18 protein-coding genes and 1 tRNA gene are annotated in these 20,367 nt (G+C 70.0%); 9 read left to right on the top strand and 10 right to left on the bottom strand.

The window, feature by feature from the left end; translation table 11 throughout:
• Positions 1–78: 78 nt before the first annotated feature.
• Positions 79–978 carry a M23 family metallopeptidase gene (locus ACTWPT_RS13215; protein ID WP_443177615.1) on the top strand — a complete coding sequence of 300 codons (900 nt, stop codon included), beginning with the start codon at positions 79–81 and terminating at the stop codon, positions 976–978.
• Here the strand turns inward: ACTWPT_RS13215 and ACTWPT_RS13210 are convergent.
• On the bottom strand, positions 962–2,125 hold the full coding sequence (locus tag ACTWPT_RS13210) for an NAD(P)/FAD-dependent oxidoreductase (protein WP_443177614.1): 1,164 nt from the start codon (positions 2,123–2,125) through the stop codon (positions 962–964). The two genes, ACTWPT_RS13215 and ACTWPT_RS13210, sit on opposite strands and share 17 nt — an antisense overlap.
• Before the next feature lie 104 nt (positions 2,126–2,229).
• The gene (locus ACTWPT_RS13205; protein WP_443177613.1) at positions 2,230–3,450 is read right to left on the bottom strand and encodes a deoxyguanosinetriphosphate triphosphohydrolase; all 1,221 of its coding nucleotides are present in this window, start codon (positions 3,448–3,450) and stop codon (positions 2,230–2,232) included.
• An 80-nt stretch (positions 3,451–3,530) separates the two neighbouring features.
• Here ACTWPT_RS13205 and ACTWPT_RS13200 point away from each other — a divergent pair, with 80 nt between their 5' ends.
• The 4 genes from ACTWPT_RS13200 to rpoD all read left to right on the top strand — a co-directional run bounded on the left by ACTWPT_RS13200 (position 3,531) and on the right by rpoD (position 9,146).
• A complete protein-coding gene (locus ACTWPT_RS13200) occupies positions 3,531–5,027 on the top strand; it encodes a M48 family metallopeptidase (protein ID WP_443177612.1) in 1,497 nt (498 codons plus the stop codon).
• A 72-nt stretch (positions 5,028–5,099) separates the two neighbouring features.
• Positions 5,100–5,549, top strand: a complete 450-nt coding sequence (locus tag ACTWPT_RS13195; RefSeq protein ID WP_443177611.1) for a DUF6194 family protein — start codon at positions 5,100–5,102, stop codon at positions 5,547–5,549.
• A gap of 129 nt (positions 5,550–5,678) precedes the next feature.
• A complete protein-coding gene (gene dnaG / locus ACTWPT_RS13190) occupies positions 5,679–7,523 on the top strand; it encodes a DNA primase (RefSeq protein ID WP_443177610.1) in 1,845 nt (614 codons plus the stop codon).
• Positions 7,524–8,042: 519 nt separating this feature from the next.
• Complete coding sequence (gene rpoD, locus ACTWPT_RS13185; RefSeq protein WP_443177684.1) at positions 8,043–9,146, top strand: RNA polymerase sigma factor RpoD; 1,104 nt, start codon at positions 8,043–8,045, stop codon at positions 9,144–9,146.
• 49 nt (positions 9,147–9,195) lie between these two features.
• Here the strand turns inward: rpoD and ACTWPT_RS13180 are convergent, their stop codons facing one another.
• The 7 genes from ACTWPT_RS13180 to ACTWPT_RS13150 form a co-directional block, all read right to left on the bottom strand.
• Positions 9,196–10,005: a transporter substrate-binding domain-containing protein gene (locus ACTWPT_RS13180; RefSeq protein ID WP_443177609.1), complete on the bottom strand. Its 810-nt coding sequence runs from the start codon at positions 10,003–10,005 to the stop codon at positions 9,196–9,198.
• On the bottom strand, positions 10,002–11,384 hold the full coding sequence (locus tag ACTWPT_RS13175) for a hypothetical protein (RefSeq protein WP_443177608.1): 1,383 nt from the start codon (positions 11,382–11,384) through the stop codon (positions 10,002–10,004). Before ACTWPT_RS13175 ends, ACTWPT_RS13180 begins: the two co-directional genes overlap by 4 nt.
• Positions 11,381–12,091 (bottom strand): FHA domain-containing protein, encoded by a 711-nt coding sequence (locus tag ACTWPT_RS13170; RefSeq protein ID WP_443177607.1) that lies wholly within the window; start codon positions 12,089–12,091, stop codon positions 11,381–11,383. Before ACTWPT_RS13170 ends, ACTWPT_RS13175 begins: the two co-directional genes overlap by 4 nt.
• Positions 12,091–13,377 (bottom strand): vWA domain-containing protein, encoded by a 1,287-nt coding sequence (locus tag ACTWPT_RS13165; RefSeq protein ID WP_443177606.1) that lies wholly within the window; start codon positions 13,375–13,377, stop codon positions 12,091–12,093. The genes ACTWPT_RS13170 and ACTWPT_RS13165 overlap by 1 nt, the downstream gene beginning before the upstream one ends.
• Complete coding sequence (locus tag ACTWPT_RS13160; RefSeq protein WP_443177605.1) at positions 13,370–14,146, bottom strand: PP2C family protein-serine/threonine phosphatase; 777 nt, start codon at positions 14,144–14,146, stop codon at positions 13,370–13,372. The genes ACTWPT_RS13165 and ACTWPT_RS13160 overlap by 8 nt, the downstream gene beginning before the upstream one ends.
• Positions 14,147–14,274: 128 nt before the next feature.
• A complete protein-coding gene (locus ACTWPT_RS13155) occupies positions 14,275–16,404 on the bottom strand; it encodes a tetratricopeptide repeat protein (RefSeq protein WP_443177604.1) in 2,130 nt (709 codons plus the stop codon).
• Entirely contained in the window at positions 16,401–17,570 is a 1,170-nt protein-coding gene (locus tag ACTWPT_RS13150) for a hypothetical protein (RefSeq protein ID WP_443177603.1), read from the bottom strand. The genes ACTWPT_RS13155 and ACTWPT_RS13150 overlap by 4 nt, the downstream gene beginning before the upstream one ends.
• 177 nt (positions 17,571–17,747) lie before the next feature.
• Here ACTWPT_RS13150 and ACTWPT_RS13145 point away from each other — a divergent pair, with 177 nt between their 5' ends.
• Genes ACTWPT_RS13145 through ACTWPT_RS13135 form a run of 3 tightly spaced genes read left to right on the top strand, consistent with a single transcriptional unit; the run spans position 17,748 to position 19,701 of the window.
• Positions 17,748–17,921: a hypothetical protein gene (locus ACTWPT_RS13145; protein ID WP_443177602.1), complete on the top strand. Its 174-nt coding sequence runs from the start codon at positions 17,748–17,750 to the stop codon at positions 17,919–17,921.
• A 32-nt stretch (positions 17,922–17,953) separates the two neighbouring features.
• A complete protein-coding gene (locus ACTWPT_RS13140; protein ID WP_443177601.1) occupies positions 17,954–19,228 on the top strand; it encodes an amylo-alpha-1,6-glucosidase in 1,275 nt (424 codons plus the stop codon).
• The gene (locus ACTWPT_RS13135; RefSeq protein WP_443177600.1) at positions 19,225–19,701 is read left to right on the top strand and encodes a hypothetical protein; all 477 of its coding nucleotides are present in this window, start codon (positions 19,225–19,227) and stop codon (positions 19,699–19,701) included. Before ACTWPT_RS13140 ends, ACTWPT_RS13135 begins: the two co-directional genes overlap by 4 nt.
• Before the next feature lie 26 nt (positions 19,702–19,727).
• On the opposite strand, the gene ACTWPT_RS13130 is transcribed toward ACTWPT_RS13135, so the two are convergent.
• A complete protein-coding gene (locus ACTWPT_RS13130; RefSeq protein ID WP_443177599.1) occupies positions 19,728–20,060 on the bottom strand; it encodes a YtxH domain-containing protein in 333 nt (110 codons plus the stop codon).
• Positions 20,061–20,187: 127 nt separating this feature from the next.
• Between ACTWPT_RS13130 and ACTWPT_RS13125 the strand changes: the two genes are divergently transcribed.
• Positions 20,188–20,259 (top strand) — tRNA-Asn (locus ACTWPT_RS13125).
• The last annotated feature ends 108 nt before the right edge of the window (positions 20,260–20,367 follow it).

Below are 20,367 nucleotides of genomic sequence, written 5' to 3'. Positions count from 1 at the left end.
TCTCTAACCCCCTGGGCGGTTAAGAGGGAAACTGGCTCTGCGGGAGTCCCCGGTCGGCTACAAAGGTAAAGGTTGTCGGTGGAAACGGTGACGCGGGTGGAGATCATGCGATCGGGGCATCTCGTACGATGGGCGGCCATGGCAGGCGCCCTGCTGCTGACCGGCGCCTGCACCCAGGCCACCGGCCTGGCGGGAGTGAGCGCCCAGTCGCCCTCCACCGCCCCCGCGACGGGCACGCCCGCGGTCACGGCCACGATCCCGACGCCCAGCCCCTCGGCCGAGCACCAGGCCGCCGAGCAGCCGCCGGAAGGCGAGGACCCGGTCAAGGTGCCGCCGCCCAAGTTGTCGAAGTACACGTACACCTTCCCGGTCAAGGGCTGCAAGACGACCTACCAGCGCAGGCTGCTCGTGCTGCCCAAGACGACCATCTGGGCCGGCGAGGGGTGCGCGTTCGTGGCGCCGATCGGCGGCGTGGTGGACGAGGTCAACGTGCAGAACAAGTGGCGGCCGTCCACGGACGCGGGCGCCGACCGCGAGGGCAGGTTCGTCACGATCATCGGTGACGACGGCGTCCGGTACCTGGGCGGCCACCTGGACTCGGTGGCCGACGGTGTCAAGCCGGGCGTGCGGGTGAAGGCGGGTCAGCTGCTCGGGCGGGTGGGCCGGTCGGGCAACGCCCGCGACACCGGCCCCAACCTCTATTTCGCGATCTCGTGGAAGACCGGTCCGTCCTTGTGGTGGGTACGCAGGGGCATGGTCGAGCCGTGGGACTATCTGGACGCCTGGCAGTCGGGCAACCGCACGCTCTCGCCCCGCGAGGAGACGCTGGCGCTGCGCGGCAAGCTCGGCGAGACGCCGCGCTGCACCGTGCAGTGCTCGTCGAAGAAGGTCTCGAACGACGACCGCCCGGAGCCGGAACCGCAGCCGGAACCGCAGACCGGCGACGGCAGCCCGGGCGTGGTCACGACTGGCCCGTAGCAAGTTCCTTGGGGTTGACGATGGCGCGTGATCGGATCAGCTCCTGGATCTCGTCGACGACGTCCCAGACGTTGACGTTCATCCCGGCGATCACCCGGCTGTCGCGCAGCCAGTAGGCGATGAACTCCAGGCTCTCGACGTCGCCGCGGTAGACGATCTCGTCGTAGCCCTCGATGTCGCCGGAGAACTCCATGCCGAGCTCGTACTGGTCGGTGTAGAAGTACGGGATCGCGTCATAGGCGACCTCCTGGCCGAGCATGGAGCGGGCGGCTGCCGGGCCGCCGTGCAGGGCGTTGGCCCAGTGCTCGACGCGCAGGCGCCGGCCGTACAGGGGGTGGAAGGGCTCGGCCACGTCGCCGGCCGCGAACACGTCGGGATGCGAGGTCCGCAGCGCCGCGTCGGTAAGGATGCCCTGCCCGACCTCGAGCCCGGCGTCGCGGGCGAGCCCGACCTCGGGCACGGCGCCGATGCCGACCACGACGAGGTCGGCCGTGAGCCGCTCGCCGGAGCTGAGCCGCACCCCGGTGTCGGTGATCTCCGCGGCGGCGGTGCCGAAGCGCAGGTCGACTCCCTTACGCGCGTGCATGCGGGCGAACATGTCGCCCAGTTCGGGGCCGAGTGCCCGGTTCAGCGCGGTGGGCTCGGGCTCGACGACGGTGACGGCGCGGCCGGCGGCGCGGGCCGCCGCCGCGGTCTCCAGCCCGATCCAGGAGGCGCCCACGATGAGCACGCTCTCGGCCTGCGTGAAGCGTTCTTTCAGCGTCTCGCTGTCCTCGACCGTACGCAGGTAGTGGCCGGGCCCCGGCAGGCGCCTGGGCGTGGCGCCGGTGGCGATGAGCAGCTTGTCGTACGGCTGGCGCGACCCGTTGCCGAGCCTGACCACATGGTGATCGAGCTCGATGCGGGTGACCGGAATGCCGAGCCGCAGGTCCACGCCGTTGTCCGGGTACCACTCGGGAGCGTGCACGAAGATCTTCTCTCGTTCGCTCTTGCCCTGGAGGTAGTCCTTGGACAGGGGCGGTCTCTCGTAGGGCCGTTCGGCTTCCGCACCGATCAGCACGATGTCGCCGTCGAAGCCCTCCTCGCGCAGCGTCTGCGCGGCTTTGGCCCCGGCCAGCCCGGCGCCGACGATCACATATGTGGCCATGGGCGCAGTATCCGCCCACCGCGCACATCGGGAAAGCGGGTTGTGTCAGGTGACCTGCCGCATTGGCAAACCTTGGTCGACATGGGGGCCAAATGCGGGGACGGTTAACGGGAGAGCCGGCGGTGCCAGGCGACGGCCGAGGTGTCGGTCAGCGAGGCGATCTGGTCGATGACCACGCGGACGCGGGCGGCGTTGTCGGGAGCATCCACGTACGCGGGCCGGAAGGCGGGCTCCAGCGTGCCCGGCGCGCCGAGAGTGATCAGCGACGCCAGCTCGGTGATGAGCTCACGCTGCCTGGCCTGGTTGGCGTGGTGGTCCGCGGTGGTCATCACGTAGTGGGCGGTGACGCCTTTGAGCAGCGCGCACTCCAGCCGGGTGGCGTGGGGGACGACGAGGTCGGCGCGGTGGCGGGTGCCGTACACCTCTTTGGTGGCGGCCTGGGCGGAGCGGCAGAAGCGGCCGATGAGGCCGCTGGTGAGGGCCTTGAGCCCGGCCAGGTCGGCGAGGGTGGCCTCGAAACGGCGCGGCCAGAGTTTGTCGGCGATCAGCTTGGCGAAGACCACCTCGAGCTCATTGAGGTCGGCGCCGGGGGCGTACCAGGTGCGGGTGATCTCGCAGACGTGGTGGCGCTCGATGGGCGACTGGAGCGCTTCGGGGGTGACGTGGCCGGAGTGCAGGGCGTCCTCGAGGTCGTGGACGGAGTAGGCGACGTCGTCGGCCCAGTCCATGATCTGCGCCTCGAAGCTCACCCGTCCTTCCGGAGCGCCCTCCCTGATCCACCGGAACACGGGCAGGTCATCGTCATAAACACCGAATTTTGCCGACTTTTCGCATGTCCAAGGATATTTGATGGAAGCGTCCAGCGCCGCCCGCGTCAGGTTGAGCCCGGCGCTGCGGCCGTCCTCGGTGAGGACCTTGGCCTCCAGCCTGGTGAGCAGGCGCAGGCTCTGGGCGTTGCCCTCGAACCCGCCGCACGAGGTGGCAAGGGCGTTGAGCGCGACCTCGCCGTTGTGGCCGAAGGGCGGATGCCCCAGGTCATGGGCCAGGCAGGCGGTCTCGACGAGGTCGGGGTCGACACCGAGGGTGGCGCCCATTTCCCTGCCGACCTGGGCGCATTCGAGTGAGTGCGTGAGGCGGGTGCGCGGGATGTGCTGGCCGCCGCCGAGCGTCTCTCCAGGGCCCACGACCTGCGTTTTCGCGGCCAGCCTGCGGAGTGCGGAGCTGTGCAGGACGCGGGCGCGGTCGCGTTCGAACGCGGCTCGTTCAGGATTGCCGGGAGGTTCCGGAACCCAACGCTCCTGGTCATGCTGGTCGTAGTACGACATCTGTTCAATGATTTTATCCGGTTTCCCGACTCCGCTAGTGTCGAGCCTCGCGAGAACCCATCCCCCGGGAGTCCTCCCCCATGACCACAGCGTTTCGGGCAGTGCTGGCCTTCACCCTGCTCGCCGGCTTCTACGTCCTGGTCGGCCTCATCCTGGTGGCCGCGATCTTCTTCGACGTCATGCTGCTCGTCGACTTCCACGCGAACACCGTCAAGATCGCGATCGTGCTCAGCCTGGCGGCGGGCGCGCTCGTCCGTGCTCTCCTCATGGTGAGCCGCCGTCAGGGCGGCGAGCAGCCGGGTGTGCCGGTGGGGCGTGAGCACGAGCCCGTGTTGTGGCAGACGGTCGAGGACCTGGCCCAGCGGGTACGCACCGCGCCGCCGGACGAGATCCGGCTGGTCCCCGAGGTGAACGCGGCCGTGTCGGAGGACACGCGCTGGCTCGGGCTGCGGGCGACGCGGCGGCGGATGTTCGTCGGCCTGCCACTGCTGCAGACGCTCACGGTAGACGAGATGCGGGCGGTGCTCGGGCACGAGCTCGGCCACTATAGCGGCGCCCACACCCGCCTGGGCGCGCCCGTCTACCGGGGCCGGGTCTCGCTCATCGCCACCGTGCAGGGGCTGGGCAACCACCCGTTCATCCAGCGGCTGTTCTCCTGGTACGCCAAGCTCTACCTGCGCGTCTCGCAGGCCGTCTCGCGCAAGCAGGAGCTGGAGGCCGACCAGTTCGCGGTCGCGATCGGCGGCCGTCAGGCCATGGCGGGCGCCCTGCGCAAGATCCACGCCACCGCGATGGGCTGGGACCTGTACGTCAACAGCTACCTGTCGCTGACGGGCGCGGGCGGGGCCCGTCCCGCCTCGGTGTTCGGCGGTTTCCACGCGATGATGAGCGACCCCGGGCGGCAGGCCGAGCTCGCCAAGCTGGGCGAGGAGCCGGAGGAGGTTTCGCCGTACGACTCCCATCCCAGCCTGGCCGAGCGGCTGGCCGCGATCGAGCACCTGCCGGAGCCGGCGCACGTGCCCGACCCGCGCTCCGCCCTGACCCTGCTGCGTGACGCGAACGTGGCGGTGCAGGCGGTCGAGCAGTCCATGTGGACGCCGGAGGCGCTGACCGGGCTGCGGCCGGTGTCGTGGGAGGAGCTCGTGGCCCACGGCATGTACGCGGGCCGCAACGCCGAGGCCCTGCACGACTTGGCGGTGGCCGGTCAGCGGGTGATGGGGGCGGCGCGGCCGTACCTGGACGCGGCGTTCGAGGCGATCGCACGCGGGCGGCAGGCCGAGCTGGAGGAGCGGCTGCGCGAGCTGGGCTGGAACCCGTCGGACACACTGCTCGCCGGAGTGCTGGGGCAGGCGCTCGAGGCGGTGCTGATCCAGCTCGGCGAGGCCAAGTGGACGTTGTCGTGGTCAGGGCCCGCGCGGCTGCTGTTCGACGACGGTGAGGAAGTGGCGCTGTCGGAGTACGCGGCCCAGGTGGCGGCGAACCCGGCGGCGGTGGCGGGGCTGCGCCGGTGGCTGGGCGATCACGGCATGCGCCACGACTACGTGCCCGTTTCTGAGCTGGCCGCGCACACGGGTTGAGGGTTTTCGGGTGATGTCCTGGGCTTTCGGTGGCAAAGTCTCACAGGGTGGCTCAATGACAGACTTTAAGGCATGACCGAGAGCGAGATCATCGAGTTCGTCACCGGCCTGCCCGGCACCGTCGTCTTCACCCCAGGCCCGGACAGTGAAGCCCCGGAAGTGGCATGGGGAGACACGTTCATCTGGTACGCCCCGGACGGCGAGATCCCCAAGCGGCAGCAACCGTTCGCCACGATCGTCACCAAGGACTACCCGGGCAGCGACACCGCTTCCCACCTCGACAGGCCTGGTGTCTTCCGCCTGAACATCGCCGTCGGGCGCGCCGCCTTCGAGCGGCTCATCGGCTACCCGCCCGCGTCGCATGCCGAGCACCACGCCGACTTCGACTACACCGTCATCGACCGGATCCTGCCGAACCCCGTCTACGCCACCGCGGCCTGGATCTCCCTACTGAACCCCGGCGAGCAGGCACGTTCCTTGCTGACCGACGCACACGCCCGCGCTGTGGCCCGCCACCGCTGACGTGTCCCGCCCCGGCGTTCCCTGCACCGAGTTGTGCCAGGCGGCGTCACCCTGCGCCGTGCTGTGGGATGCTGACCATTCTGGCGGCAGGTGCCGGGAACGTCGGTGGGGCGGCATAGACTCACCGGCGTGGCTGGCCGGATCCGTGATGTCGACATCGCGCTCGTACGCGAGCGTTCACCCATAGCCGATGTGATCGGCGAGCACATCCAGTTGCGCAACGCCGGAGGCGGCAACCTCAAGGGCCTGTGTCCCTTCCACGACGAGAAGACCCCGTCCTTCAACGTCACCCCCGAGCGCGGGATGTACTTTTGCTTCGGTTGTTCCGAAGGTGGCGATGTGATCACTTTCGTGGAGAAGGTCGAGCATCTGTCGTTCAGCGAGGCGGTCGAGCGGCTGGCGCAGCGCGCCGGGATCCAGCTGCAGTACGAGCAGGGCGGCTACGTTCCCCGGCGGGATCACGGCGAGCGGGCCAGGCTGATCGAGGCGCACAAGGCGGCGGCCGAGTTCTACACGGGCAAGTTGTTCGGGCCCGATGCGGCCCCCGGGCGGCGGTTCTTGTCGGAGCGGGGGTTCGAGCGGGCGGACGCTGAGACGTTCGGGGTCGGGTATGCGCCCAACGAGTGGGAGGCGCTGACGCGGCATCTGCTGGGGCGCGGCTTCACCGCCGACGAGGTGGTCAAGGGCGGGCTGGCCAAGGAGGGGCGGCGAGGGCCGATCGACCGGTTCCGCGGGCGGCTGATGTGGCCGATCAGGGACGCCACGGGCGATGTGATCGGTTTCGGCGCACGGAAGTTGCTTGATTCCGATGACGGGCCGAAATATCTGAATACGCCTGACACGCCGCTTTACAAGAAGAGCCAGGTGCTTTATGGGATTGACCTGGCGAAACGGGAGATCTCCAAGCGGTCCCAGGCGGTGATCGTCGAGGGTTACACCGACGTGATGGCCTGTCATCTCGCCGGGGTGCCGACGGCGGTGGCCACGTGCGGCACGTCGTTCGGCGCGGAGCACATCAAGATCCTGCGCCGGTTCCTGCTGGACCAGGCCGAGTTCCGCGGCGAGGTGATCTTCACGTTCGACGGTGACGAGGCTGGACAGAAGGCGGCGCTGCGGGCGTTCGCCGACGAGCAGAAGTTCGTCACGCAGACGTACGTCGCGGTGCAGGGCGACGGGCTCGATCCGTGCGACCTGCGGGTCAAGCAGGGGGACGCGGCCGTGCGGGATCTGATCGCCAGCAGGGAGCCGCTGTTCCAGTTCGCGATCAGGAGCACGATCTCCCGCTACGACCTGCGCAGCAACGAAGGCAAGATCGCCGCGCTGGACGCGGCCGCGCCGATCGTGGCCGGGATCAAGGACGTCGGGCTGCGCAAGCGATATGCGATCGACCTGGACCGGTGGCTCGGCTTCATGGACGAGCGGTTCGTCATGCAGCGCATCGCCGCGGTCGCCGGGGCGCAGCAGGGCCGCCCGCAACGCGCGCCCAGGGCGGCGCCCGTCGATCCGAGCATCCGGGTGGAGGGTGAGCTGCTCAAGCTGGCAGTGCAGCGGCCCGCGCTGCTCGGCCCGCGCTTCGACGCCCTGGACCCGCAGGCGTTCACGGCGCCCGACCATGTCGCCCTGCACAAGGTCATCGCGGCCGCCGGCGGTGTTGTCGCGGCCGGATACGGTGGCCGGGAGTGGGTGGATCTCTTGCTGGAGCATGCCCACGAGGAGGGGGCTCGGACGCTGGTGACCCGGTTCGCGGTGGAGCCGATCCAGGCGGACGCGCATGCGGAGGAGCGCTATGCGGGCGCGATGCTGGCCGCCATGGAGGCCATCGCGGTCGATCGGGCCATCGCTCAGGTGAAGTCGCGGATCCAGCGGCTCAATCCGGTGGAGGAGCAGCAGGAATACAACAAGTTGTTCGGTGAGCTGGTGGCGCTGGAGCAGCAACGCCGGGTCCTGCGCGATCGCGCCGCGGGCAGCCAGTAACGTATCCGTGACCGCCCACGCCCGCGTCCGCCACCGCGCGGGGCCTCGGCTCTGCCCCGCGTAGGGCTGCCGGTGCCGTCGGCCCTACGCCGGAGTGCGAGACCAGGCCGTGTTGTACGGCGCGGGGTGGTGGATGCCTGCCGACCCCCGAGATCATGGCGTTTCGCCGTCGGCGGTTGATAACGGTTTGGCCGCGAAAGCAAGCGGTAAAGCAGAGCGGTTGACCAGGGAACTTGGCCCGGTCCAACATGCGACAAAGGTGATGGACAACGCGACTCAGGCAGTGAGGGAGTTGCGTCCGACCGGGGGGTCGTGCCGGGCGCGTGAATCCTGATCGCGTAATTGACTTTACTTTCCTGATCAAACTATGGCTAAACCTTATTTCGATCTCAATTCGGTAAGCACGATCGCCTTACCTTCGGTGACAAAAATGGGTCTGCCATTTGATGGAACCAATACTGCAGACTGTCTCCCGTGGGTGCATCGGTGCTGCCAAGCAGTCCGCCATCGGTAGATCAGGTGGCGGACCTCGTCGCGAAGGGAAGAGAGCGCGGGAGCGTAACCGTCGATGACGTCGCAGCCGCGCTTGACCGATCCGAGTTGCCGTCCGACGCGCTGGAACGTGTCGTGCGGATGCTCGCCGAGAACGGCGTGGAGGTCCTCGAGCCCCAGGGCGACGAGGAGACCACCCGCGCCGATGAGGAAGACGTAAGCAAGCGGGCGCCGACCAGCGATCTCGTCCGTATCTACCTGCGGGAGATCGGCCGGGTGCCGCTGCTGACCGCCGAGGAGGAGGTGGAGCTCGCCAAGTCGATCGAAGCCGGCCTGTTCGCCGAGGACAAGCTGGCCAACGGGGTCTCGCGTCTGGCCTTCCCGGAGTTCAGGGAGCTCGTCTGGCAGGGCACCCGAGCTAAACAGCGGCTCATCGAGGCCAACCTCAGGCTCGTGGTGTCGATCGCCAAGCGGTACGTGGGCCGCGGCATGTTGTTCCTGGACCTGATCCAGGAGGGCAACCTGGGGCTCATCCGGGCGGTCGAGAAGTTCGACTACACCAAGGGTTACAAGTTCTCCACCTACGCGACCTGGTGGATCCGGCAGGCGATCACCCGGGCCATCGCCGACCAGGCACGGACCATCCGCATCCCGGTGCACATGGTGGAGACGATCAACAAGCTCGTCAGAGTGCAACGCCAGCTCCACCAGGACCTCGGCCGCGAGCCGATCCCCGAGGAGATCGCCAAGGAGATGGACCTCCCTGTCGATCGGGTGGTGGAGATCCAGCGCATCGCCCAGGAGCCCGTGTCGCTGCAGTCGCCGATCGGCGAGGAGGACTCCGACCTCGGTGATTTCATCGAGGACGCCGACGCTGTCGTGCCCATGGAGGCCGCGGCCTTCATCATGCTGCAAGACCAGCTCGACGACATCCTGGCCACGCTGTCGGACCGAGAGCAGCGCATCATCCAGCTGCGCTTCGGCCTGGCCGACGGCCATCCGCGCACACTGGAGGAGGTGGGCAGGGAGTTCGGGGTCACGCGGGAGCGCATCCGCCAGATCGAGTCGAAGACCCTGGCCAAGCTCCGCCACCCGACGCGCGCCCAGATGTTGCGGGACTACCTGGACTGAGAGCAGTGCGAAGCGGGCCGGGGCGACACGACCCGGCCCGCTCGCATGTTCACGAGCAGCCTTCGAACTGCGGGACCGCGATCGTGCTCAGGTCCAGCCCCGACCCGCCGAACCACTTGTGCAGCAGCTTCGCCGCCGTCCCGTCCTGATACATGTCGGTGATCGCCCGGTTGACCGCCTCGCAGCCCGGCACGTCGCCTCTGCGCAGGCCCACCCCGGTGCGTTGCTCGTTGAACTGCGCGTTGTTCAGCCGCAGCCCCGACCCGTCCTGCTTGGCCAGGCCCGCCAGGATGACGTCGTTGGTGGTGACCGCGTCCACCTTCTTGCCCTTCAGCGCCGCCAGGCACTGCGCGTAGTCGGCGAACGGCACGAGCTTCGCCGCCACACTCCGCTCCTGGACGACCCGCTGAGCCGCGTTCGAGCCCTGGACCTCGCAGATCTTCCGGCCCTCGAGATCACGCACGTTCTTGATCGTCTCTCCCGGCCGCGTCAGGATGTCCTGGTACGAGATGTGGTACGGCCCCGCGAACAGAACCTTGGCCTTGCGGTCCTGGCTGATCGTGTACGTCGCCACCACCATGTCGGCCCGCCCGTCGAGCAGCACCTGCTCTCGGTCCGCGGCCAGCACGGGCACGAAGAGGAAGTCCTTGCCGAGCTTGTCCGCGATGTACCGGGCCACGTCCACGTCGAAGCCCTCGTACTCCTCGTCGGGCCGGAGAAACCCGACTGAGGGCAGGTCCTCGCGCACCGCGATGCGCAGGACGTCGTCGTCGTCGACGATCGACTCCGGCTCCCCGGTCCCGCAGCCCGCGACCAGCGTCGCGGCCAGGGCCAGCACCATCACCAGCGCCCGTTTCACCGGTACTCCTTGAGTCGTGGCCACACCCCGGCGATCACCATCAGGCCGATCGCCCCCATCGCGAATTCCTCCAGCGTCCACAGGCTGTCCAGCGTGCTCTCGCCGCTCTTGATCGCGCGCTGGAACTCGTCCTGATGCCGGTCGGTCAGCGCCACCAGCGAGCGGTCGTAGGCGTCGAACGCGTGGCTGACCGGACCGAGCCGCGCCGGGACCGCCTCGGCGACGCGGCCGCTCGTCACCAGGTCCCGGAATGCCTGGTCGGCAGCCTGGAACCGCTGGTACGCCCGCATCACCTCTTCGCCCTGCCTGCCGACGAGTTCGGGCCCCAGCAAGCCGAGGAAGCTCCCCGAGTCTTTGCTCACGATGCCGTGGTAGGTGCTCAGGTTGCCTGCCGGGCTGTAGATGAGCGACAGCGACTTGTCGAGGTAGGTGTGCTCGTAGGTGTCGGCTCGCTCCTTGTCCAGCAGGTAGCGGCTCTGGTCGCCTTGCATGCTGTTGCTGATCGCACGGGCCCTGGCCAGTGTCAGCACCGGGTCGAAGCCGGCCGACTTGGCGTCCCGCAGCGCCTCCTGATCCCGCGCGAGCGCGCCGGCCCCGGAGATCATCGCTACGGCGGTCGCCACCGTGGCCACCAGCAGCGCCGGTCCGAATATCCGCCGGAAGCGCGTGGCCAGGAAGACCTGGAGCCAGACCAGGCAGCCCAGCGCGAGCAGCCCGGCCACCACCACCGCGACCCGCAGGAGGGGCACCGTGACCGCCTTCTCGTCATAGGTGCGGCGCACGATCGTGCCGCTCTCCAGGGTCAGGTTGTACGCCTGCGGCAGCAGCACCTTCCGCATCAGGTCGGTGGCCTGACGGTAGATCGCCACCACGTCCTCGGGCGGTGGCCCCGGCGCGTGGCCGGCCCTCTCGTCGAGCACCAGGGCCTGCCCGGCCAGCCGCTCATACCTGCCGAGCCCGTCGAGCACCGACTGCACGGTCCGCCGCTCGGCCGGGTTGTCGCCCGACAGCTCGAACGCCTTCAGCAGCGCCTGGTTGGCCTCGGATCGGCGCTGCTCGTACCGGGCCATGGCCTTCTGGCGCAACGGGGCCCAACCGTTGCCCATCACCAGGATGTTGGCGACCTGCGCGTCCATGTCGCTCAGCGCGAGGTGCAGCCCGGCGGTGGCGACGACCTGCGGGCCGGCGTCGTGGCCGATGACCTGCAGGCCGTCGCGGGCGCTCGCGCTGCCGACCGCGAGGGCCGCGAACAGCAGCGCCAGCGAGGCGACGGTGATGCCGGAGATGACCCGGATCCTGCCCGGCACGCTCCTGCGGACCGGCGGCGGGGCTGCCCCGGCCGGTGCCACAGGGGCTCGGCCAGGCGCCATCACGGTCATGGTGTGCCCTCCCTGAGGGTGATGACGGTCCACGCGCCCAGGTGGATGCGATCGCCGGGGCCGATCCGAACGGGCACGTTGACCTTGAGGAGCTTGCCGTTCACCTGGGTGCCGTTGGACGAGCCGGGGTCGACCAGCATCCATGAGCCGTCCGGCTGCGCCAGCAGCACGGCGTGCAGGTGCGAGACGCCCGGGTCCTCAGGAGGCCCGGTCAGGTCGATCTCGGGCTCTAGGTTCCTGGCCCGGCTGCGCCGCCCGATGCGCACCTGCTCGCCGTACAGGCCGAAAGAGCGCTCGGGGCAGTACGGCGGGAACGCCACCGCGGCGGCGTCGGGACCGCCCTCGGCGATGACCTTCTCGTAGTAGGCGCGGTCGGCGGCGGTCACGGCCTCCCACCTGGCCCCCGCCGCCCCGGCCGCCGGGGCCTGGACGGGAGCCCCGCTGCCCTGTCCGATTGCCGAGCCTTGCTCGGAGTGCAGTACTCGATGTCCTCGCTGCGCTGCGGATCCAGCACTGCTGTAGTCGTGGCCGCACACCTCGCAGAACTGCCCGGCACGCGGCGTCTGGCAGATGGGGCAGGTCTCCGCGGCGACCGGGGCGGAGGTAGGAGCCGGGGTGGCGGCCTGAGACGTGGGGGCCATCTGGGCGCCGCACACGTCGCAGTAGTCGTCGGCGCCGGACGCGTGCCCCTGCGGGCAGGTCGCCATCAGTTTCCTTCCTTGCGCAGCCGGCTGGTGCGGACCGATCCGGTGTCGAGCTCGATCTCGTCGGCCTTGTCGACGTTCCTGCGCAGCCTGGCCGTGCCGGTGGCGGGATCGACCTCGACCACCTTCTCCAGCAGCCGCGCGGTGTCCTCCCGGCCCGACTCGGCGGCCAGTTCCCTGGCCTTGACCAGGCGGGCGGTGGCGGTGTCGACGTCGCCCATCGCCCGCGCGCTGAGCCCGTCCTGGATCAGCTCGTGCAGCTCCGCCTGGCCGGTGTAGTGGGCGACCTTCCCGTTGATCCGGGTGGACTGCGCCAGGTCGTCGGTCCACTGGGCGAGCACGTTGCCGCTGGCCACGACGTCGCCGGTGTCGGGGCGTACGAGCTTGACCCAGCCCGCCCTGATCTCCTGGCCGATCTGCCCGGGCGGCACCTCGACGCACACGTGGTATTCGCGTTCCTCGGCCCCCCAGGACCCGGTCGGGTAGTCGCCGGTCAGCGGGTTGACGTCGGCACGCTTGCCGGTCAGGTCCAGCAGCACGGGGGAGACCTGCTTGACGAACTTCAGCCGCGCCGTCTGCGGCACCCACACCCGCAGCGACAGCTCGGCCACGGTCTTGCTCATCGACGTCTGCGTGAGTCGGCGGAAATACTCCGGCAAATCCGCCTGGTTACGGACGAAGTCAAACGTGCCGAGCATCGCCTCGGCCACCTTCCGCAGCTCGGCCGGCACCCAGTCGTCGCCGACCCCGAGGCAGTCGCACACGAACTTGCCGCTCCAGCCCGCCAGGACGGAGCTGAAGACCTCGGCGCGCTCGTTGTTCTGGCCGTCGGTCATCAGCAACGCGTGCTTGATGGCCGACGGGTGCGCGTTCAGCACGCTCCCGGCCAGCTTCAGCCATTCGCCGATGGCGGTGCCACCGTGGGCGAGCAGCCGGCCGATCGCCCGCTCGGCGTCCGCCTTGGTGGCGGGGGTGGCCTTGACCATGCGCGGACTGCCGCCTGGGTAGACCATACTGGCCTGCTCGGTCCCGGCGATCACCGCGAAGAGCACGCCGTCGCGCAGCGTCCGCACGGCCGTGGCGGCCGCCTGCCGGGCCTCGCGGATCTTCCCTCCGCTCATCGAGCCCGACGTGTCCACAATGATCACCTCGGCGGCCTCGGCGGGCATGACCTGCGTGGTGACGCCGCCCGTGGAGCCGACGGTGAGGATGGCGTGCACCTCGCGGCCGTCGAGGGGGAGGTACTTGTTCTGGTCAATGGTCAACGTGAAAGCGGGCTGGTCACTCACGGGCATCTCCTAAGGGGATCAAGGCGATCGTCACGTTGTCCTGGCCGCCTGAGTCCAGTGCGTGCCGCAACATCTCGCGGGCCATGTCGAGCGGGGCGCCGGAGGCGGGGAATGCGTAGCCGTCCAGGTAGCGCCACAGGCCGTCGCTGCAGACCAGCAGCAGGCCGGGCGCGAGCGGGGTGAAGGTCCGTACGTGAAGCGTGACGCCTTCGGCGTCCGCCCCGAGCCAGGCGGTGATCTCGCCGGTCTCCACCGCGTCGTCCTCGGTCAGCAAGGCGCTGTGCCTGATTGCCGAGCCGAGCTCGGGGGCCTGTGATGGATGTCCTCGCTCCGCTGCGGATCCATCACAGGACAACCAGTAGGCCCGCGTGTCACCGGCCCAGCCGAGGGTGATCCGGTCCCGCTCGACCACTGCGGCGACGTACGTGCATGCGGGGGCGTCGTACACGGAGGTCGCCAGCTTGGCCACCGCCCGGCCGGCCAGGTCGAACGCCTCCTTCTGTGACAATCCCCTGGCCAGCGCGGTGGCCGCGGTCTCCACCGCCACCGCGGAGGCCTCATCGGCCCTGGGCGAGCTGCCCACCCCGTCGCACACCACGGTCACGACCGTGTCGCCGGACGACAGCAGCGCCATCGCGTCCTCGTTGCGGCTGCGGCGCAGCCCCTTGTCCGTCAGGGCCGCCGCGCCGTTGTCCAGCACGGTCTCCGCGTGGTCCCGCCCGGTGGGCTGGCGCAGGCCGCACCGCTCGCAGTAGCCTTCCGCGTCCACGGCGGCCGCCCCGCAGGACGCGCACGTGGGAGCGCCCAGCGGGTGACCGCAAGCCTCGCAGTAGGTGTCGCCAGCGAGGACGGGAGCTTCACAGACGGGGCAGCAAGCGGCGCGCGCGGTGTCCCCGGTCACAGCCAAGTCCTCGGTCGCACGGCGTTCGCCTGGTCGATGAGCGCGTAGCGTTCCTGCCGGGAGTTGGCCACGACGGCGAGTTTGCGGTAGATGGACTCCAGCTGCCTGCGCAGCCCGGGCTCGGTGAACCGGGCTCCGGCCAGCTCCAGGTCCGGCGGCGGCGCGTTCGTCTCCAGCCAGGTCAGCCCGCCGTGCAGCAACTCGGCGGTGAGCAGGTCGCGGCGGCGCGGGTCCAGGTCCGCCAGGCCCGCCAGCCGGCCGGCCGCGGCCACCAGGTCGCCAGGGGCGATCGCGCTGGAGTCGGGGCGGCGCACCGCGGAGGCGGCCAGCGCCACCTGCGCCGCCATCCGGTAGCTCGACGTGGCGGGTACCTCGTCGAGCACGTCCATCTTGCCGGTCCTGGCCAGTCCGAACGCCGCGCTCACGCAGCCGTGGTCGGTGCGCCAGACGGTCTCGTACCAGGAGGCCGCGGCCTGTTGTCCCGCGCACTCCAGCGCGAACGCCAGCGCCAGCTTGGGCGGCAGCTCACCCGGCAGTATCGACACGCACGAGTCGAACATCGACACGGCCTGCTCCACCTGCCCCGTGGCCAGCGCGAGCACGCCTCGGTACCAGGTGACGCGCCAGTCGCCGGGCAGCTCCGCGGCCAGCGCGCTCAGCGCGACGGGCGTCTCCGCCGCGCCCTCCTCGGCCAGCAGCCTGGCCCTCATCAGCTTCGTCTCGGGCGTCGGGGGCATCGCGGCGAGCTGGTCGATCAGCTCCTTGCCGTCCCGGCCGAGCAGCCCGGCCAGCGCGCCCGCGGCGGGGTCACCCGGGTCGACCAGCGGCACCGGTAGCCGGTGCGCGACCACCACGGGATCGAGCGACCCGAACACCTCGTCGTCCTGCTCAGACAGCGCCGTCCCCACCGCGCCCCGCTCGGGCCCGAACAACGTCGACGGATTCGGGTACGGCACCCCCTCCTCTTGGGCGCAGACCTCGCGCAAGACCCCGAGGAGCTGCTCCTCCATCTCCCACGCGCTCTGGAACCTGTCGGCCGGATGGGTGGCGGTGGCCCTGCGCAGCCAGCGGGTGAACGACGGATGCCCGCAGTCCTGCGGCAGCGGGGCGGTGTTGCCGTTCACGACCGGGCTGAACCCCGGGATCGTCAGCACCGCCAGCGTCCTGGCCACGGTGTAGAGGTCAGAGGTCACCGACGACGGATGCGTCTCCAGCTCCGGTGCGTGATAGCCGCGCGTGGCCCACGACGTGCCGGGCGGCGAGCCGAGCGGCTGCACCGCGCCCAGGTCGATGACCTTGAGACCCTTGCCCACCCTGATCACGTTGGCCGGCTTGAGGTCGCAGTACACCAGGCCGGCCTCGTGCAGGTAGCCGAACGCCTGCAGAATCTCCCGTCCGTAGATCAGGGCCTCGCGCAGCGGCAGCGGGCCCTGGCGGCGCAGCTCGTGGAGGGACTGGCCGCCGACGTACTCCATGACGATGTAGCCGAGCCCGGCCGAACGCTGGAAGTTGAACACCTTGACGATGTTGGGGTGATCGACGGTGGTGAGCACCTTGCGCTCGGCCTCCGCTGCCGCCAGCGCCTCGGCGTCGTTGGTGTTGAGCAGGCCCTTGAGCACCACCCACCGGCCGTCGAGGTTCTCGTCGGCGGCCAGGTAGATCCAGCCGAGCCCGCCGTGGGCCAGGCAGCCCAGCACCCGGTATTGGCCCGCCACCAGGTCGTCCTTGTCCAGCTTCGGGGTGAAGGAGAACGCGGTGCGGCAGTGGGGGCAGAACCCGTCCGTCAGCCCCGGCCGGCCCTCCCTGGAACGGCCGACGGGCTTGCCGCAGTTGACATTGGCGCAGAACCTCTTTTCCTCCGGCACCTCGGGGTTGGTCATCACGGCGGTCGCCGGGTCGCGGTAGGGCACCGACGGCAGGTCGGCGATGGTGGCCAGCACCCCGGCCCGCGACCTGCCGCTGCTCGTCGGCCCGCTCGTCGGCCGGCTCACCGGATTGGTCTGCGGCGACGAAGGCTGGGTCCGATACGAGGCGGGAGGCGCGGGAGAGCTCTCCGCGGTGCCGCACAGGTCGCAGTAGCCCTCGTCGATCGTGCCCGTGCAGCCCGGCTGTGCGCAGCGGCTCATGACGTCCCTCCGTGGATCGCGCGCTGGTAGTCCTCGACGGCGACCGCCGCCTTCGTCAGGTCGCACGGGGCGCTCCACAACAACGCGCGAGCCCGTGCGAACAGGCCGGTGGCGGCCGGGTCCTCGGCCATCCCCTTGCGCACCGCCATCGCCTGGCAGGCGCCGAGCCGGCCGCGGAGCTCGTCACGCCTGCCCACCAGTCCGTACAGCGCCTTCGCGGTGGCCAGCGCCTGTTCGGCCGCCCGGGTAGCGTCGTTTTCCAGCTCCGACAGCCGCTTGGCCCGCAGCACCCAGGTCTCGGCCGAGACGTCGAGGGCGTCGAGCGCGCCGGTCAGGGCATCCACCTTGCTCCTGGGCTGGGCCTGCGGCGGCAGGGCGATCTTGACGACGACCGCGCCGTGGGCCAGCCTGGCCTCGCTCTCGGCCGCGCGTACCCGGTCCAGCGCCGCCTCCAGGTTCTCGCGGCGCCTGGCGTACTCCTGCTTGACGACGATGGCCAGCTCCAGCTCGGCCAGCGACGCGGCCACGAGCCGGGCGACCCGGTCGAGATCGGGCTCGACGGCCGCGCCGAGCGGGTCTTGCACGACGGCGGTACGCATCCGCTTCAGCTCGGCTTCCAGCGCGCCCAGGCCGGCGGCGCTCTCACCGAGGTCCCGCTCCAGCTCGCGGATGCGCCGCAGCTCGGCGTCGGCGGCGTCGAGGCGGGGCAGCAGGGTGTTCCACTGGGCGTCGATGTCGTTGAGGGCGGACGTGACGTCTTGGAACGCGGCGTCCATCTGTGTCACGGCGTCGTCGAGGGTCAGCCGCTCGTCCGCCTGGGGCAGCAGCGAGCGCTGCTCGACGGGCTTGGCGGCGGCCCGCAGCAGCACGGACGCGCCGGCGAGCAGCTCGGTCAGCTCGGCCAGCTGCTCGGTGCTCAGCCTGCTCCGCGTTGCCCTGATCTGCTCGGCGTCGCGTAACACGGCGCGATAGGCGTCGTTCAGCCCCCACAGGCGGACCAGCGACTCCTGCGTCGCGGCCCAGCGGCGTTCGGTCGCGCCGCGTAAGGCGGCCCCCTTGAGCAATTGGTAAGTGGTATGGGATTCGAGATCGAGCAGGTCGCCGGAGATGCGGTCGCGTTCGTCGGCCCGAGCGCGCAGTGCGTGCTCGACGCCTTCCCTGCTCATAGGTGGTCCCAGGCTCATCACGCTCCCCGTGAAGAGGCCCCCCGTGCCCCGGTTATATCGGCTCAACGGTGGGTCTGACCGCTTAAGTTCCTTTAGCTCGGGGGGACCCCTGACTTGTCCCTGATTCAACCCTGTGTCGCCTGCAATCCGCTTAAAGGATCTCTTAGCGTTACGGACATGGGACGCATATTTCTGATCATCGCGGCGGTCGTCGCCGCGCTCGTACTGCTCGGGCCTCTCGTGGGGTTCGCGCTCACGCTCCTCAAATGGGGCCTCATCATCGGCGCCGTCGCTCTCGGCGTCATGTTCCTGTCGAAGTGGGCCCAAAGGAAGTCGGGGCAGAGGACATAGCTTCCTGAGGGATCCCCAGTCATAGTTGGGTGATGGAGGCGCGGCCGGCGGTTGACGATGCCGCGCTCGGGCGCGAGGCAATGGCCGTGCTCGAGGCGAACTGGACGGGCACTGGCACCGTGCCCGCGCCAGGCCTCTATCCGCACCAATGGAGCTGGGACTCCGCGTTCGTCGTCATCGGCCTGGCCAGGCACCGGCCGGACCGGGCCCGCGACGAGCTGCTCAGCCTGCTGCGCGGCCAGTGGGCGACAGGGATGGTGCCGCACATCGTCTTCCACACGCGGGAGGCGTACTTTCCCGGACCCTCCGTGTGGCGCTCACAGGAGCACGAGGCCGCGCCGCACGTGCTCACCTCGGGACTGACCGCGCCGCCGCTGCACGGGCTGGCGCTGTGGTGGCTCTACCAGCACACCGGCGACGAGGCGTTCGTCAGGAAGGCGTACCCGGCGCTGGTCGCCCAGCACGACTACCTCGCCTCGGCCCGCGACCTCGGCGGCGCGGGACTGGCCGCGATCGTGCACCCGTGGGAGTCGGGCATGGACGACAGCCCCGCCTGGGACGAGCCGCTGGCCGCGCTGCCCGTGATCAGGTACGGCTACCGCCACGTGGAGCTCGACGAGCGCCACCCCGACAGCGACCACGACCGGTACGTCTGGCTCGCCATGCGCTACCGCGACGCCGGATACAGCCCCGGCTACCTGCGTGACGAGCACCCGTTCGCGGTCGAGGACCCGATGTTCAACGGGATCTGGCTGGCCTCCTGCCAGGCCATGGCGGAGCTGGCGCCGCTGGCGCACGCCGATCCCGCACCCCACGTCGAGCAGGCGGCGCGCATCAGGCAGGCCATGCTCGAGCGCCTGTGGGACGGCTGCTTCTACGCCAGGGACCTGCGGGCCGACCGGCTGATCAGAGTGTCCACGGTGGGCGGGTTCGGACCGCTGCTCGACCCCGGGCTGCCGAGCGAGCAACTGCACGCCGCCGTCGAGATGCTGGAGTCGGCCAGGTTCATGGGCGCCACCGGCTATCCGGTGCCCAGTTGCGAGATCCGCGCCGCCCAGTTCGACCGCACCCGCTACTGGCGCGGGCCCTCGTGGGTGAACACCAACTGGCTGCTGCGCCGGGCCGCGGCCGTGCACTCGCTCGACCACCTCGCCCAGCAGCTCACCAACGGCACGCTGCGCCTGGTCAGGCAGGCCGGGTTCCGCGAGTGCTTCGACCCCTTCGACGGCAGCGGGCGCGGCTGCCGGGACTTCTCCTGGAGCGCGGCGCTCACCCTCGACCTGCTCGCCGATACCGTTGTGGAATGAGCCTCTTCCGCCGCCTGCCCGCCGACGTGCGCAAATCGTTGACCACCGAGCCGGGGGAGCGCGTGCTGACGTTCGCGCAAGGTCAGGCCGGCGGCTATCTCGTCGCCACGAATCTCGCCCTCTACCTGCCCGACGGGACGCGGGTGCCGTACGAGACGATCGACAAGGCGTCCTGGAGCGAGGAAGGGCTGACCGTCATCACCATGGACGGCGGGTCGCGCGTCGAGCGCATCGACGAGCCGCGCATGCTGCCCGAGACCATCCGGGAACGCGTCAACTCCACGATCGTGGTGAACAAGCACGTCAAGCTGCCCGGCCGGGGCGGTGTGCGGCTGGTGGCCAGACGCCGGCCCGGCGGCGAGGTGCTCGGCTGGACCCTCGTCTTCGACGAGGGCCTCGACCCCGAGGACCCCGGCCTGCGCGCACAGGCCGAGCAGGCCCTGGAGGGAGTGCGGCGCAGCATGGGCGTGTGACCTCCCACACACCCATGCGCTCGCTCTCAGTACGGGATCCCGCTCTCGCGGGCCTTCTTCTCCACGCCCTCGCCCTGGGAGGCCTCCTCGTCCGGCCAGCCGGTGCCGCCGTCGTGCTTATGGGCGTCGCGGCCCAGGAACGGGATCCGCTGCTGCAGCGTGTCGCCCATCCTGGACCTGGCCAGTCCCGCGTACTTCGATGCCTGCGCGCCGACCACGCCCGCGGCCTCCTGCACCCGCGGGTTGTCGGCGACGCGCTGCGCCGCGCGCTTGATCTGTTCGTACCGTTCGCGTCCGGCCCGGCTGCCCAGCACGTAGCCGATCGCCAGGCCCGCAGCGAATGTCATCCGGTATCGCATTTCGCACCTCCGCTGTCTCCGGGCCTACCCCGCTCACGATGCGACACGCACTCCCGGAGTGCGCTAATCTATTCCTGCGCACGGCGAAGGGGCGGGAAGCCCCGATGATCAGCGCAGACGGTGTCGATCCCGCGTAGCTCAACGGCAGAGCAGCCGGCTGTTAACCGGCAGGTTATAGGTTCGAGTCCTATCGCGGGAGCTTTGGTAGAACTGAGGAACACACAGCTCAGGCCCCCTTCCTTGATCAAGGATAGGGGGCCTGAGTCGTTTCCGGGAGCCGCCACCCGGCTTGATCACCGTTTGCCAA

Origin of the sequence: Nonomuraea sp. 3N208, from assembly GCF_052245935.1 — a bacterium.
Taxonomy (GTDB): domain Bacteria; phylum Actinomycetota; class Actinomycetes; order Streptosporangiales; family Streptosporangiaceae; genus Nonomuraea.
The sequence above is the reverse complement of the archived record's forward strand: the minus strand, read 5'-3'. Positions and strand labels throughout refer to the sequence as shown.

Excerpts from the sequence above, each read along its gene's own strand:
- ACTWPT_RS13210 (WP_443177614.1), bottom strand. The coding sequence starts at position 2,125 with ATGGCCACATATGTGATCGTCGGCGCCGGGCTGGCCGGGGCCAAAGCC.
- ACTWPT_RS13205 (WP_443177613.1), bottom strand. The coding sequence starts at position 3,450 with ATGTCGTACTACGACCAGCATGACCAGGAGCGTTGGGTTCCGGAACCT.
- ACTWPT_RS13200 (WP_443177612.1), top strand. The coding sequence starts at position 3,531 with ATGACCACAGCGTTTCGGGCAGTGCTGGCCTTCACCCTGCTCGCCGGC.
- ACTWPT_RS13195 (WP_443177611.1), top strand. The coding sequence starts at position 5,100 with ATGACCGAGAGCGAGATCATCGAGTTCGTCACCGGCCTGCCCGGCACC.
- ACTWPT_RS13175 (WP_443177608.1), bottom strand. The coding sequence starts at position 11,384 with ATGACCGTGATGGCGCCTGGCCGAGCCCCTGTGGCACCGGCCGGGGCA.
- ACTWPT_RS13170 (WP_443177607.1), bottom strand. The coding sequence starts at position 12,091 with ATGGCGACCTGCCCGCAGGGGCACGCGTCCGGCGCCGACGACTACTGC.
- ACTWPT_RS13155 (WP_443177604.1), bottom strand. The coding sequence starts at position 16,404 with ATGAGCCGCTGCGCACAGCCGGGCTGCACGGGCACGATCGACGAGGGC.
- ACTWPT_RS13150 (WP_443177603.1), bottom strand. The coding sequence starts at position 17,570 with ATGAGCAGGGAAGGCGTCGAGCACGCACTGCGCGCTCGGGCCGACGAA.
- ACTWPT_RS13145 (WP_443177602.1), top strand. The coding sequence starts at position 17,748 with ATGGGACGCATATTTCTGATCATCGCGGCGGTCGTCGCCGCGCTCGTA.
- ACTWPT_RS13140 (WP_443177601.1), top strand. The coding sequence starts at position 17,954 with ATGGAGGCGCGGCCGGCGGTTGACGATGCCGCGCTCGGGCGCGAGGCA.
- ACTWPT_RS13135 (WP_443177600.1), top strand. The coding sequence starts at position 19,225 with ATGAGCCTCTTCCGCCGCCTGCCCGCCGACGTGCGCAAATCGTTGACC.
- ACTWPT_RS13130 (WP_443177599.1), bottom strand. The coding sequence starts at position 20,060 with ATGCGATACCGGATGACATTCGCTGCGGGCCTGGCGATCGGCTACGTG.